The sequence below is a fragment of the Pseudomonas silensiensis genome, assembly GCF_050434865.1.
Taxonomy (GTDB): Bacteria; Pseudomonadota; Gammaproteobacteria; order Pseudomonadales; family Pseudomonadaceae; genus Aquipseudomonas; species Aquipseudomonas fluorescens_W.
Genome location: NZ_JBNDJH010000020.1, coordinates 24,988 through 37,747, shown reverse-complemented (window position 1 = coordinate 37,747; position 12,760 = coordinate 24,988). Strand labels below are relative to the sequence as shown.

Here is a 12,760-nt window from a genome sequence, read left to right as displayed (position 1 = left end):
CAGGGAATGCTCATGGACACCAAATTGCTCGATATCCTCGCTTGCCCGGTCTGCAAAGGCCCGCTCAAGCTCAGTGCCGACAAAACCGAGCTGATCAGCAAGGGCGCAGGCCTGGCTTACCCGATTCGCGACGGCATCCCGGTGATGCTCGAGACCGAAGCCCGCACCCTGACCACCGACGAGCGCCTGGATAAATGACCACAGCCTTTACCGTTGTCATTCCATCGCGTTACGCCTCCACCCGCTTGCCGGGCAAACCGCTGCTACTGATCGCCGGCAAGCCGATGATCCAGCACGTCTGGGAACAGGCGAGCAAAAGCAGCGCCCAGCGCGTGGTGGTTGCCACTGACGATGCGCGCATCGTCGAGGCCTGCAACGGGTTTGGCGCTGAAGTGGTGCTGACCCGCGAAGATCACAATTCCGGCACCGACCGTCTGGCGGAAGTCGCCGCGAAGCTGGGCCTGGCGCCCGACGCCATTGTGGTCAACGTTCAGGGTGACGAACCGCTGATCCCGCCGAGTGTGATCGATCAGGTTGCCGCCAACCTGGCCGCCCACACCGAAGCGCGCATGGCCACGCTGGCCGAGCCGATCGAAGACGTGGAAACCCTGTTCAATCCCAACGTGGTCAAGGTCGTCAGCGACCTTAATGGCCTGGCGCTGACTTTCAGTCGCGCCACGTTGCCGTGGGCCCGGGACGCGTTCGCCAAAAGCCGCGAGCAATTGCCGGAAGGCGTGCCGTATCGCCGCCATATCGGCATCTATGCCTACCGCGCCGGTTTCCTGCATGACTTCGTCAGCTGGGGCCCATGCTGGCTGGAAAATACCGAATCCCTGGAACAGCTGCGTGCCCTGTGGCACGGCGTGCGGATTCACGTCGCCGATGCACTGATCGCACCGCCAACCGGTGTCGACACCGTTGAAGACCTTGAGCGCGTTCGTCGCCTGCTGGAGGCCTGATGCGGGTTTTGTTTGTCTGCCTGGGCAACATCTGCCGTTCTCCGACGGCCGAAGGCGTGCTACGACACAAACTGCGCGAAGCGGGGCTGGCCGATCAAATCGAAGTTGCCTCCGCCGGCACCGGTGACTGGCACGTCGGCAAGGCCCCGGACAAGCGCAGTCAGGCGGCGGCCAAGCGGCGCGGTTATGACCTGTCCGCTCAGCGCGCCCAGCAAGTGTCCCGCGCCGATTTCGCCACCTACGACCTGATTCTGGCGATGGACCACAGCAACCTGCGCAATCTCGAGGCCATGCAACCGGCCAGGGGCAAGGCCGAGCTGGACCTGTTCCTGCGTCGCTACCAGTCGGAAATCGATGAAGTACCGGATCCGTACTACGACGGCGACCAAGGCTTTGAGCAGGTGCTGGACCTGATCGAGCGCGCCAGTGATTTGCTGGTGATCGAATTGAAGGGACGGTTATGAGTTTGCAGGTTCAACCCCGGGTTTCGCTCAAACCGTTCAACACCTTCGGCGTTGACGTTCAGGCCCGGCTGTTTGCCGAGGCCCACAGCGATGCCGACGTGCGTGAAGCCCTGGCCTATGCGGTGGAACATGACGTGCCGCTGCTGGTGATTGGCGGTGGCAGCAATTTGCTGCTGACGGCCGATATCCAGTCGCTGGTGCTGCGCATGGCCACGCGCGGGATTCGCATCCTGAGCGATGACGGCAGCAAGGTCGTGATCGAAGCCGAGGCCGGCGAGCCTTGGCACCCGTTCGTGCAGCACACCTTGGCGCAAGGTTTGTCGGGCCTGGAAAACCTCAGCCTGATTCCCGGCACGGTCGGCGCGGCACCGATGCAGAACATCGGCGCCTATGGCGTGGAGATCAAGGACGTGTTCGCCGGCCTGACCGCGCTGGATCGCCAGACCGGCGAACTGCGGGACTTCACCCTGGAAGAATGCAACTTCGCCTACCGCGACAGCCTGTTCAAGCAGGAACCGGGGCGTTGGTTGATCCTGCGGGTACGTTTCATCCTGGACCGCGCCGCGCACCTGCATCTGGAGTACGGCCCGGTGCGTCAGCGCCTGACCGAGCAAGGCATCGATCACCCGACCGCCACCGATGTCAGCCAGGCGATTTGCAGCATCCGCAACGAAAAGCTTCCGGACCCGGCAGTGCTCGGCAATGCCGGCAGCTTCTTCAAGAATCCTTTGGTGCCAGCGGCGCTGGTCGCGCAACTCAAAGGTGAATACCCGGATCTGGTGGCCTACGCGCAACCTGACGGGCAGATGAAACTGGCGGCGGGCTGGCTGATCGAGCGAGCCGGCTGGAAAGGTTTCCGTGACGCCGACGCCGGCGTGCATAAATTGCAGGCGCTGGTGCTGGTCAACTATGGCAACGCGACGGGTCTGCAATTGCTGGACCTGGCGCAACGCATCCAGAAAGACATTTCAGAACGTTTCCATGTCGACCTGGAAATGGAGCCCAATCGGTATTGAGGCTACGCTTTCAAGACTGATTTCAAAGCCCTGCACTCGTTTAACGGTGCAGGGCTTTTTTGTTAATGCTGGGTTAACTTAGCCACCTAACGATGCAAACGTTTGCTCCATCAAAGGCCCGATGCAGACGCTACCGTCCGCATAAGAGAGCCCCATTAGCCTGAGCCGATCTGCGTGATGCCAACCGCCAACCCCAGGCGGCAGATTGCTCGACCCCATAACCAATAACTATGCGGGAGTGCCCATGATTACCCTGAAGCTCAATGGTCAAGACCATCAACTCGATGTCACCGAGGACATGCCGCTGCTCTGGGCGATCCGTGACGTGGCCGGTTACAACGGCACCAAATTCGGCTGCGGCATGGGCCTGTGCGGCGCCTGCACCATTCATATCGACGGCGCCCCGGCGCGCAGTTGCATCACGCCGATCGGTTCCGTGGTCGGCCAGGACGTCACCACCATCGACAACCTGCACGTCGACCCTGTCGGGCAAATCGTCCAGCAAGCATGGCTCGACACCGCCGTGGCCCAGTGCGGTTTCTGTCAGGGCGGGCAGATCATGTCCGCCACGGCGCTGCTCAAGACCAACCCGAACCCCAGCGACGAACAGATTGAAGAGGCGATGGTCGGCAACATTTGCCGTTGTGGCACTTACAACCGCATCAAGACCGCCATCCGCCAGGCATCCACTCACCTGAAGGAGGCCAAGGCATGAGCCAGTTGCCGAATGATTTCGCGCTGAGCAACCTCAGTCGCCGTGGGTTCCTCAAGGGTGTCGGTGCCACCAGTGCGTTGGTTCTGGTGGCGAGCTGGGGCTGGCAAGACGCTTTCGCTGCCGAGAAAGACAAGAAATTTGGCGCCGATGGCATGCCCAACGGCTGGATCGACGATCCCAAGGTGTACGTCAGCATCGCCACTGACGGCACGGTGACCGTGGTCTGCAACCGTTCGGAAATGGGCCAGGGTGTGCGCACCAGCCTGACGATGGTGGTGGCTGATGAGCTGGAAGCCGACTGGGCGATGATGAAGGTGCAGCAGGCGCCGGGCGACGAAGTGCGCTTCGGCAACCAGGACACCGATGGTTCGCGCAGCATGCGCCACTGGTTCGAGCCGATGCGTCGCTGCGGTGCTGCCGCGCGGACCATGCTCGAACAAGCCGCAGCCGAGCAGTGGAAAGTGCCGGTCAGCGAATGCCGCGCGCAACTGCATAAAGTCATTCACCAACCGACCGGTCGTGAGCTGGGTTACGGCGCCTTGGCCGCCGCGGCCGGTGCGCTGGCGGTACCGGCGCGTGACAGCCTGCGGCTCAAGCAACCGTCGGAATTTCGCTACATCGGCAAGGAAGGCACCAAGGCCATCGACGGTGCCGACATCGTCAATGGCCGCGCCATTTACGGTGCAGACGTGCATTTCGACGGCATGCTCTACGCCACCATTGCGCGTCCTGCGGTGTACGGCGGCAAGGTCAAGTCCGTCGACTCCAGCGCGGCGATGAAAGTCCCGGGCGTGATCAAGGTTGTGCAGATCGAAGGCCATCCTCTGCCATCGGAGTTTCAGCCGTTGGGCGGCGTGGCCGTGGTCGCCAGTAATACCTGGGCGGCGATCAAGGGCCGCGAAGCGCTGAAAATCGAGTGGGACGATGGCCCTAACGCCAGTTACGACTCGATCGCCTATCGCAAGGAGCTGGAAGCCGCGTCCCTCAAGCCGGGCAAAGTGGTGCGCAATACCGGCAACATCGACGAGGCCATGGGCAGCGCCGACAGCACGCTCGAAGCCTCCTATTACCTGCCGCACCTGACGCAAGCGCCAATGGAACCGATGGTCGCCATCGCCCGTTTCAAGGACGGCGTGTGCGAAGCCTGGGCCCCAAGCCAGGCTCCTCAAGTCACCCGCGAACGTATTGGCGAACGCCTCGGCATTCCGTTCGATAACGTCACCTTCAATGTCACTTTGCTGGGCGGCGGTTTCGGTCGTAAATCCAAGCCTGACTTCATTATCGAAGCGGCCATCCTTGCCAAGGAATTCCCCGGCAAGGCAGTGCGGGTGCAATGGACCCGTGAAGACGACATCCACTGTTCCTATTTCCACACGGTGTCGGCCGAGTACCTGAAAGCCAGCCTGAACAATGACGGCCTGCCGTCCGGCTGGTTGCACCGCACCGTGGCGCCGAGCATCACCGCGCTGTTTGCGCCGGGCATGAACCATGAGGCGGCCTTCGAGCTGGGCATGGGCTTTACCAACATGGCTTACGCGATTCCTAACGTGCGCCTGGAAAACCCGGAAGCGACGGTCCATACCCGCGTCGGCTGGTATCGCTCGGTATCGAACATTCCTCACGGTTTTGCGATTCAGAGCTTTGTCGATGAACTGGCGCACAAGGCCGGCCAGGATCCGCTCAAGTACCAGATCAAATTGCTCGGCCCGGACCGGCAGATCGATCCGCGCACGTTGAGTGAAGAGTGGAACTACGGCGAATCGCCCGAGCGTTATCCGATCGACACGGCGCGTCTGCGCACGGTGCTGGAAACCGCTGCGAAAGCTGCCGGTTGGGGTCGCGAGTTGCCCAAGGGCCGAGGCCTGGGTCTGGCGGTGCATTACAGCTTTGTGACCTATGTGGCGGCAGTGATCGAGGTTGAAGTCAAAGACGACGGCACGCTGATCGTGCACAAGGCCGACATCGCGGTGGATTGCGGTCCGCAGATCAACCCCGAGCGGATTCGTGCGCAGTTCGAAGGCGCCTGTGTCATGGGTCTGGGCAACGCGGTGTTGGGGGAAATCAGCTTCAAGGACGGCAAGGTCCAGCAGGACAACTTCCACATGTACGAAGTGGCGCGCATGTCGCTGGCGCCGAAGGAAGTGGCGGTTCATCTGGTCACACCGCCCGGCAATGTGCCACTGGGCGGTGTCGGTGAACCCGGCGTGCCACCGATTGCGCCAGCACTGTGCAACGCCATTTTTGCCGCCACCGGCAAGCGCATCCGCAACCTGCCGGTTCGCTATCAGCTGCAAGGCTGGCAGAAGGCGCAGGCCTGATGGACAGCGTCGATCTGAACGTCCTGCGCAGCGTGCTCGAATGGCGCCGTGCCGGTCAGCGGGTGGTGTTGTACAGCGTGGTCCAGACCTGGGGCACCGCGCCTCGGGCACCTGGCGCCATGCTGGCCTTGCGTGAAGATGGCGTGGTGATTGGCTCGGTGTCCGGCGGGTGTGTCGAAGACGATTTGATTGCCCGGCTGCACGACGGTCGTATTCCGGCTGATGGGCCGCCGGTGCAATTGATCACTTACGGCGTCACCCGTGAGGAGGCTGCGCGCTTCGGTTTGCCGTGCGGCGGCACCTTGCGCCTGACTGAGGAGCGGGTCGGCGATCCGGCTTGGGTCGCTGAGTTGCTGGCGCGCTGCGAGGCGCATGAAATCTTGGCCCGCTCGCTTGATCTCACGACTGGTGAAGTGGTTCTGCAATCGGCAAACAAGACCGATACGCTGAGTTTTGACGGCAAAACCCTGCGTGCCATTTACGGTCCGCGTTGGCGGCTGCTGCTGATCGGTGCGGGGCAGTTGTCCCGGTATGTCGCCGAGATGGCGCGTTTGCTGGATTTCGAAGTGCTTATCTGCGATCCGCGCACCGAGTTCGTTTACGGCTGGGAAGAGCAGCACGGGCGGTTTGTCTCGGGCATGCCCGATGAAGCGGTACTCACCATACAGACCGACGAGCGTACGGCCATCGTCGCGCTGACCCACGATCCGCGACTGGATGACATGGCGCTGCTGACGGCGCTGGACTCCAAGGCGTTTTATGTCGGTGCGCTGGGGTCGCGGGTCAACAGCTTGAAGCGCCGGGACAACCTCGCTCAGCTAGGCTTGTCACAAGAGGCAATCGAGCGGTTGCACGGCCCGATCGGTTTGCACATTGGCAGTCACACACCGGCGGAAATCGCCTTGTCGCTACTGGCCGAAATCGTGGCGATCAAGAATGGCGTCGAACTGAAGCAGAAGAAGCCGCTGCAGGAGGTCGTATGAGCGAACCCATCGGCGTCATCGTTTTGGCAGCGGGGCAGGGCAGTCGGTTTCGACAGGAGGCCGGTCCCGAGAAGGACAAACTGGTGGCGGATTGTAAGGGACGCGAGGGTGCTGTTCATTCGATGATCGAGCAAGTGCTGGTGAATTTGCCGGCCTCGCTTGAGAAGCGCGTCCTGGTGACCACTGTGGATCGACCGCAAGTGATCCGCATGGCCAAGGCTTATGGTTGCGAGATTGTGCTGGTCGAATCGACCGGCATGGGCGACACCATCGCGGTCGGGGTGGCGGCGTGTCCGCAGCTCGGTGGCTGGCTGATTGTGCTGGGGGATATGCCGTTCATCCTTCCAGCGAGTATTGAGCGTGTGGTGGCGGGGATTGCTGATGACGCCGTCAGTGTTCCGGTGCATCAAGGTGAGTTTGGGCATCCGGTGGGATTTGGGCGCAGCTTTGGTACTGCGTTGATGGCGTTGTCCGGTGATCGAGGGGCCAAGGCGTTGTTTGCGCAGGGAAGGGTGGTCGAGGTGGCGGTGGACGATCCCGGGGTGTTGTGGGATGTGGATGTGCCTGCTGCGTTAGTTTTTGCCTGAACGATTGCTATCGCGGGCAAGCCACGCTCCCACAGGTTCTGTGTCGTTTGCTGATTAAATGAGCCACACAAAACCTGTGGGAGCGTGGCTTGCCCGCGATGAACGATAACGCGGTCTCGCTGCTTCGCCGCAGACATAAAAAAGCCCCGCCTGGATCACCAGGCGGGGCTTTTTAGTGGCCGATGGAATCAGACGAGAGGTTTAGGCTCGTGTTCTTTTTCCAGGGCTTGCTCATGTTGCTCTACCGCTTCCTGAACGGAGCGCGGTGCTTCGTTGATCACCGATTCAGCGGGTTCGGCAGCAGCGACTTCAGCAGCCGGGGCAGGTGCTGCCTCGACGACTTCAGCGACAACCGGTGCCGCTTCGACAACAGCCGGAGCAGCAGCGGCAGCCAGTTCGGCTTCCTTCTGCAGACGCTCTTCTTCACGCTTGCGACGACGCACTTCACGTGGGTCGTTCGGCGCACGGCCACTTGGCGTCAGGGCGCTGGCAGGGGCGGCTTCGACTTCCGGTGCAGCCACTTCGGCAACAACCGGAGCTTCAACCACCGGAGCAGGCTCGGCGGCAGCAACCAGTGGCTCGGACACCATGTCCTCGGCTACTGGCGCTTCGGCGGCGGCTGGCTCGGCAACCCAGTTGAACGCGGTTTGCTCTTCGCGAACTTCACGGACAGCTTCAGTCACTGTTTCGCTGGATGTTTCGACAACCGGTTCTGCGGCAACCACGGGCTCAGCGACAGCTTCAACGACAGGCTGTGCTTCACGAACCGGGGCGACTTCGATTTCCGGAGCGGCGGTGGCTTCGACCGGAGTCGTTGCTTCAACCACTGGCGCTTCCACTGGAGCAGTTTCCAGGGTGGCGGCAGTCGCGCGTTCAGCTTGCTCGTTAGCCTGTGCTTCGGCTGGAGCGCTGATCACGGTGCTGGCAACGGCTGCGGTAACAGCCAGGCCGGCGGCCAGATCGGCAGCGCTTGGCGCTTCGTTGGTTTCGGCAGCTTCGTTACCTTCGGCGGAGTCGGATTCTTCCGAACCTTCGATCACATTACCGTTGGCATCGCGCTGACGCTCACGACGGTTGCTGCGACGACGCTGGCCACGGGAGCGGCGGCGTGGACGATCGCCTTCGGCGCCTTCCTGACCGTCTTCCTGCAGTTGCTCTTCGTTGGTCACCAGCTCTTCTTCAGCTACCGCAGCAGCGGCTTGCTCGGCACGTGGCTGACGTTCTTCACGCGGTGGGCGTGGAGCGCGTTCTTCACGTGGCTGACGGGCTGGACGCTCTTCAGCAGTAGTCGCTGCAGTAGCGGCAGCGGCCGGAGCAGCATCAAGAGGCTCGCGCAGTTCACGAACCGGACGCTCTTCACGATCGCCACGTGGCTTGCGATCTTCGCGAGGAGCGCGCGGTGCACGTTCTTCGCGAGGGGCGCGTGGTGCGCGCTCTTCACGTGGAGCGCGTTCTTCGCGGGCGACTGCTGGGGTTTCTTCGCGGGCTTCGCGTGGCTCACGTGGTGCGCGCTCTTCACGCGGTGCACGTTCTTCACGAGGCTTGCGTTCTTCATCGCGGCGACCATTACGGTTGCGGCTCTGCTGACGACCGTTGCGACGCTCTTCGTTGCGGGCCGGACGCTCGGTGGTTGCTGGCTTTTCAACCACAACCGGGGCAGCAGGCTCTTCTTTGCTCGCGAACAGGCTGACCAGCGACTTCACCAGGCCTTTGAACAGGCTTGGCTCTGGCGCGGCGGCCGGTGCGGCAACCGGTGCGGGAGCGACGACTTCGGTCGGAACCGGAGCGTTGGCGCGGGCCGGAGCAGTCTTGACCGCGGCTTCCTGGCGAACCAGGGTGCGGGTCGCAGCGGCTGGCTGGACTTCTTCGACTTCGGCAGCGGCAGCGGCGATTTCGTAGCTGGACTGGCCGACCGCGGCTTCCGGGCTGTCATCGCGCAGACGCTGAACTTCGAAGTGCGGCGTTTCGAGGTGATCGTTCGGCAGAATGACGATGCGGGCACGGGTGCGCAGTTCGATCTTGGTGATCGAGTTGCGTTTTTCGTTGAGCAGGAACGCGGCAACCGGGATCGGCACTTGTGCGCGAACTTCGGCTGTGCGGTCTTTCAGGGCTTCTTCTTCGATCAGGCGCAGAATCGCCAGCGACAGCGATTCAACGTCACGGATGATGCCGGTGCCGTTGCAACGCGGGCAAACGATGCCGCTGCTTTCGCCCAGCGATGGACGCAGGCGCTGACGGGACATTTCCAGCAGGCCGAAGCGCGAGATGCGACCGACTTGCACGCGAGCGCGGTCGGCTTCCAGGCATTCGCGGACTTTCTCTTCCACGGCGCGCTGGTTCTTGGCAGGGGTCATGTCGATGAAGTCGATGACGATCAGGCCGCCGATGTCGCGCAGGCGCAACTGACGGGCGATTTCTTCGGCGGCTTCAAGGTTGGTCTGCAGGGCGGTTTCTTCGATGTCGCTGCCTTTGGTGGCGCGCGCCGAGTTGATGTCGATGGACACCAGGGCTTCGGTCGGATCGATAACGATGGAGCCGCCGGAAGGCAGTTCAACGACGCGCTGGAAAGCGGTCTCGATCTGGCTTTCGATCTGGAAACGGTTGAACAGCGGAACGCTGTCTTCGTACAGCTTGATCTTGCTGGCGTACTGCGGCATTACCTGGCGAATGAAAGTCAGGGCTTCGTCCTGGGCTTCAACGCTGTCGATCAGCACTTCGCCGATGTCCTGGCGCAGGTAATCGCGGATGGCGCGGATGATCACGTTGCTTTCCTGGTAGATCAGGAACGGCGCGGAGCGATCCAGCGAGGCTTCTTTGATGGCGGTCCAGAGTTGCAGCAGGTAGTCGAGGTCCCACTGCATTTCTTCGCTGCTGCGGCCAAGGCCGGCAGTGCGAACGATCAGACCCATGTCGGCTGGTGCAACCAGACCGTTCAGGGCTTCACGCAGTTCGTTGCGCTCTTCACCTTCGATACGACGGGAAATACCGCCGGCACGCGGGTTGTTCGGCATCAGAACCAGGTAACGACCGGCCAGGCTGATGAAGGTGGTCAGGGCTGCGCCCTTGTTGCCACGTTCTTCTTTTTCGACCTGAACGATGACTTCCTGGCCTTCGCTCAGGACGTCCTTGATGTTGACGCGGCCTTCTGGGGCTTTCTTGAAGTATTCGCGGGAGATTTCTTTGAGGGGCAGGAAGCCGTGGCGCTCAGAGCCGAAATCGACAAAGGCAGCCTCAAGGCTTGGTTCGATGCGAGTAATCCGGCCTTTATAGATGTTGGCCTTTTTCTGCTCGCGTGCACCGGATTCGATGTCCAGGTCGTAGAGGCGTTGGCCATCTACCAGTGCAACACGCAACTCTTCGGGTTGAGTTGCGTTAATCAGCATTCTTTTCATGTAGTACCGTCGGTTTCCGGGCTGCCGGAAACGGCGTTCGGCACACACGACTTCTCATGGTCGGTGTCAGGTGCGTCAGGAGTGGTTGGACACTCCAGTGTCTAGCGAACCCCGACCAATTGGGCCGGCGTCGCGACGTACGCGTCCTGCTTGCTGTGGCTACTTAAGCACTCAGTCAGGAGGAGGAATCAACCAGCGGCTGTGGACGAGATGAAGCGTCTTGATAAAGCCTATTGCTACACAGTCCAGCGGTTGTGCATCTCCACCCTACACGTATCCCTGATAATTCGGGTGCTGCCGCGCGCAGAATCCGCAGCGGGTTGGCATTTACCGTGAGCTCCGAAAGGGGAGGTCACGCATCATGGCTAATTTAGGCGTTGTTTCCGAAGCGTTCGCTCGGGGTTGCTCGTAGCTGACTGCACTTTGTGAACTGGCCGTGAATATTTGCTCGCAAGGCGAGTGAAAACTCTGCTTTGCGGCATGCTTCAGGCCTCATGTCACCTGCGCTCGTTACAACTGCAAACTCTACCGTTTCGTAGCGAAAGCCCCGTAGGACGGCCTCTCGTCCTCGTGAATTGCGTTGGTCAGGGCCGGTTTTTGACCGTTAGTCCGCTGTCCAGGCCACTTTTGGCGGCGTTCGCGACTATAGCAGCAATGATTAAGTGCTTCAATTCCATAAAAAATTGTTATCATCCGCACCATGACGACTACTGCCCCTTCGACCCCAGCCGTACAACTGCTGGAGGTCTCGCCGGAATATGCCGGCCAACGTATTGATAACTTCCTTCTCGCTCGGCTCAAAGGCGTGCCCAAGACCTTGATTTACCGCATTTTGCGCAAAGGCGAAGTACGAGTGAACAAAGGTCGGATCAAGCCCGAATACAAGCTGCAGGCGGGCGATATCGTGCGCGTGCCGCCGGTTCGCGTGCCTGAGCGCGACGAGCCGGTGCCACTGGCACAAGGCCTGCTCCAACGCCTCGAAGCCTCGATTGTGTTCGAGGACAAGGCGTTGATCGTGATCAACAAGCCTTGCGGCATCGCGGTTCACGGTGGCAGCGGCTTGACTTACGGGGTGATCGAAGCCTTTCGTCAGTTGCGGCCCGATTGCAAGGAGCTCGAGCTGGTTCACCGTCTCGACCGTGACACCTCCGGCCTGCTGATGATCGCCAAGAAGCGCAGCATGCTGCGTCACTTGCACACGGCATTGCGCGGCGATGGCGTCGATAAGCGCTACATGGCGCTGGTTCGCGGCAACTGGGCGGCCTCGATCAAGCAAGTCCGGGCGTCGCTGGGCAAGAGCAATCTGCGCTCCGGCGAGCGTATGGTCGAGGTCGATGAGGAGGAGGGCAAGGAGTCTGTGACCGTGTTCAAGGTCCTGCGTCGTTTTGGCGACTTTGCCACCCTGATCGAAGCCAAGCCGATCACCGGCCGGACTCACCAGATCCGCGTCCACACCTTGCACGCCGGGCATTGCATCGCTGGCGACACCAAGTACGGCGATGACGATTTCAGTAAGGAAATTCGTGATCTGGGCGGCAAGCGCCTGTTCCTGCACGCCTACATGCTGACCGTGCCGCTGCCGGATGGTAGTGAGCTGAAGTTGCAGGCACCGGTCGACGAGATGTGGGCTAAAACCGTGGAGCGATTGAGTGCGCCCATCTGATTACAAGCTGCTGATTTTCGATTGGGACGGCACGCTGGCTGATTCCATTGGTCGGATTGTCGAGGCCATGCATGTCGCGTCCGAGCGCTCTGGATTTCAGTTGCGCGATGATTGTGCCGTCAAGGGCATCATCGGCCTGGGCCTGCCGGAAGCGATTCGTACCTTGTATCCGCAAATCAGCGATGCCGAACTGATCGCATTCCGTGAGCATTATGCGGATCACTACATTGCGTCAGAAGCCGTGCCTTCGCCGTTGTTCGAAGGCGTTGTCGAGTCGATGGAAGCGTTTCGTGCCGACGGTTATCACTTGGCGGTCGCGACCGGCAAGGCTCGTCGCGGGCTGGATCGGGTGCTGAAGTCTCACGGTTGGGAAGATTATTTCGACATCACCCGTGCAGCCGACGAAACCGCCAGCAAACCCCATCCGCTGATGCTCGAGCAGATCCTCGCTCACTGCGGGGTTCGCCCGGAACAAGCGCTGATGGTGGGCGATTCGTCCTTTGATTTGCAGATGGCGCGCAATGCTGGCATGGATTCGGTGGCCGTCAGTTATGGCGCGCAATCGATAGAAGCGTTGAAGGTGTTCGAGCCGGCACTGGCCATTGATCGTTTTTCAGAACTGCATGCCTGGCTGAGTCAGCGGGCTTAATAGGTTTTTGCTGG

At 61.2% G+C, this 12,760-nt stretch carries 11 protein-coding genes; 10 read left to right on the top strand and 1 reads right to left on the bottom strand.

Annotation, left to right across the window (positions count from 1 at the left end; all coding sequences use genetic code 11):
• Nucleotides 1-12: 12 nt before the first annotated feature.
• The 8 genes from QF010_RS24445 to QF010_RS24410 all read left to right on the top strand — a co-directional run bounded on the left by QF010_RS24445 (nucleotide 13) and on the right by QF010_RS24410 (nucleotide 7,042).
• Nucleotides 13-198: a Trm112 family protein gene (locus tag QF010_RS24445; protein ID WP_007945752.1), complete on the top strand. Its 186-nt coding sequence runs from the start codon at nucleotides 13-15 to the stop codon at nucleotides 196-198.
• Nucleotides 195-959, top strand: a complete 765-nt coding sequence (gene kdsB / locus QF010_RS24440) for a 3-deoxy-manno-octulosonate cytidylyltransferase (protein ID WP_046049062.1) — start codon at nucleotides 195-197, stop codon at nucleotides 957-959. The genes QF010_RS24445 and kdsB overlap by 4 nt, the downstream gene beginning before the upstream one ends.
• On the top strand, nucleotides 959-1,423 hold the full coding sequence (locus tag QF010_RS24435; RefSeq protein ID WP_033056931.1) for a low molecular weight protein-tyrosine-phosphatase: 465 nt from the start codon (nucleotides 959-961) through the stop codon (nucleotides 1,421-1,423). The genes kdsB and QF010_RS24435 overlap by 1 nt, the downstream gene beginning before the upstream one ends.
• Complete coding sequence (gene murB / locus QF010_RS24430) at nucleotides 1,420-2,439, top strand: UDP-N-acetylmuramate dehydrogenase (RefSeq protein ID WP_429534113.1); 1,020 nt, start codon at nucleotides 1,420-1,422, stop codon at nucleotides 2,437-2,439. The genes QF010_RS24435 and murB overlap by 4 nt, the downstream gene beginning before the upstream one ends.
• 244 nt (nucleotides 2,440-2,683) lie before the next feature.
• Nucleotides 2,684-3,154, top strand: a complete 471-nt coding sequence (locus QF010_RS24425; protein ID WP_429534112.1) for a (2Fe-2S)-binding protein — start codon at nucleotides 2,684-2,686, stop codon at nucleotides 3,152-3,154.
• Nucleotides 3,151-5,472, top strand: a complete 2,322-nt coding sequence (locus tag QF010_RS24420) for a xanthine dehydrogenase family protein molybdopterin-binding subunit (RefSeq protein WP_429534111.1) — start codon at nucleotides 3,151-3,153, stop codon at nucleotides 5,470-5,472. Before QF010_RS24425 ends, QF010_RS24420 begins: the two co-directional genes overlap by 4 nt.
• Nucleotides 5,472-6,455, top strand: coding sequence for an XdhC family protein (locus QF010_RS24415; RefSeq protein ID WP_429534110.1), 984 nt, complete (start codon nucleotides 5,472-5,474; stop codon nucleotides 6,453-6,455). The genes QF010_RS24420 and QF010_RS24415 overlap by 1 nt, the downstream gene beginning before the upstream one ends.
• The gene (locus QF010_RS24410) at nucleotides 6,452-7,042 is read left to right on the top strand and encodes a nucleotidyltransferase family protein (protein WP_429534109.1); all 591 of its coding nucleotides are present in this window, start codon (nucleotides 6,452-6,454) and stop codon (nucleotides 7,040-7,042) included. Before QF010_RS24415 ends, QF010_RS24410 begins: the two co-directional genes overlap by 4 nt.
• 188 nt (nucleotides 7,043-7,230) lie before the next feature.
• Here the strand turns inward: QF010_RS24410 and rne are convergent, their stop codons facing one another.
• Nucleotides 7,231-10,434 (bottom strand): ribonuclease E, encoded by a 3,204-nt coding sequence (gene rne / locus QF010_RS24405; protein ID WP_429534108.1) that lies wholly within the window; start codon nucleotides 10,432-10,434, stop codon nucleotides 7,231-7,233.
• Between the two features lie 700 nt (nucleotides 10,435-11,134).
• Between rne and rluC the strand changes: the two genes are divergently transcribed.
• A complete protein-coding gene (gene rluC / locus QF010_RS24400; protein WP_033056940.1) occupies nucleotides 11,135-12,097 on the top strand; it encodes a 23S rRNA pseudouridine(955/2504/2580) synthase RluC in 963 nt (320 codons plus the stop codon).
• Complete coding sequence (locus QF010_RS24395) at nucleotides 12,084-12,746, top strand: HAD-IA family hydrolase (protein ID WP_033056942.1); 663 nt, start codon at nucleotides 12,084-12,086, stop codon at nucleotides 12,744-12,746. The genes rluC and QF010_RS24395 overlap by 14 nt, the downstream gene beginning before the upstream one ends.
• Nucleotides 12,747-12,760: the final 14 nt, after the last annotated feature.

Excerpts from the sequence above, each read along its gene's own strand:
- QF010_RS24445 (WP_007945752.1), top strand. The coding sequence starts at position 13 with ATGGACACCAAATTGCTCGATATCCTCGCTTGCCCGGTCTGCAAAGGC.
- kdsB (WP_046049062.1), top strand. The coding sequence starts at position 195 with ATGACCACAGCCTTTACCGTTGTCATTCCATCGCGTTACGCCTCCACC.
- QF010_RS24435 (WP_033056931.1), top strand. The coding sequence starts at position 959 with ATGCGGGTTTTGTTTGTCTGCCTGGGCAACATCTGCCGTTCTCCGACG.
- murB (WP_429534113.1), top strand. The coding sequence starts at position 1,420 with ATGAGTTTGCAGGTTCAACCCCGGGTTTCGCTCAAACCGTTCAACACC.
- QF010_RS24425 (WP_429534112.1), top strand. The coding sequence starts at position 2,684 with ATGATTACCCTGAAGCTCAATGGTCAAGACCATCAACTCGATGTCACC.
- QF010_RS24420 (WP_429534111.1), top strand. The coding sequence starts at position 3,151 with ATGAGCCAGTTGCCGAATGATTTCGCGCTGAGCAACCTCAGTCGCCGT.
- QF010_RS24415 (WP_429534110.1), top strand. The coding sequence starts at position 5,472 with ATGGACAGCGTCGATCTGAACGTCCTGCGCAGCGTGCTCGAATGGCGC.
- QF010_RS24410 (WP_429534109.1), top strand. The coding sequence starts at position 6,452 with ATGAGCGAACCCATCGGCGTCATCGTTTTGGCAGCGGGGCAGGGCAGT.
- rne (WP_429534108.1), bottom strand. The coding sequence starts at position 10,434 with ATGAAAAGAATGCTGATTAACGCAACTCAACCCGAAGAGTTGCGTGTT.
- rluC (WP_033056940.1), top strand. The coding sequence starts at position 11,135 with ATGACGACTACTGCCCCTTCGACCCCAGCCGTACAACTGCTGGAGGTC.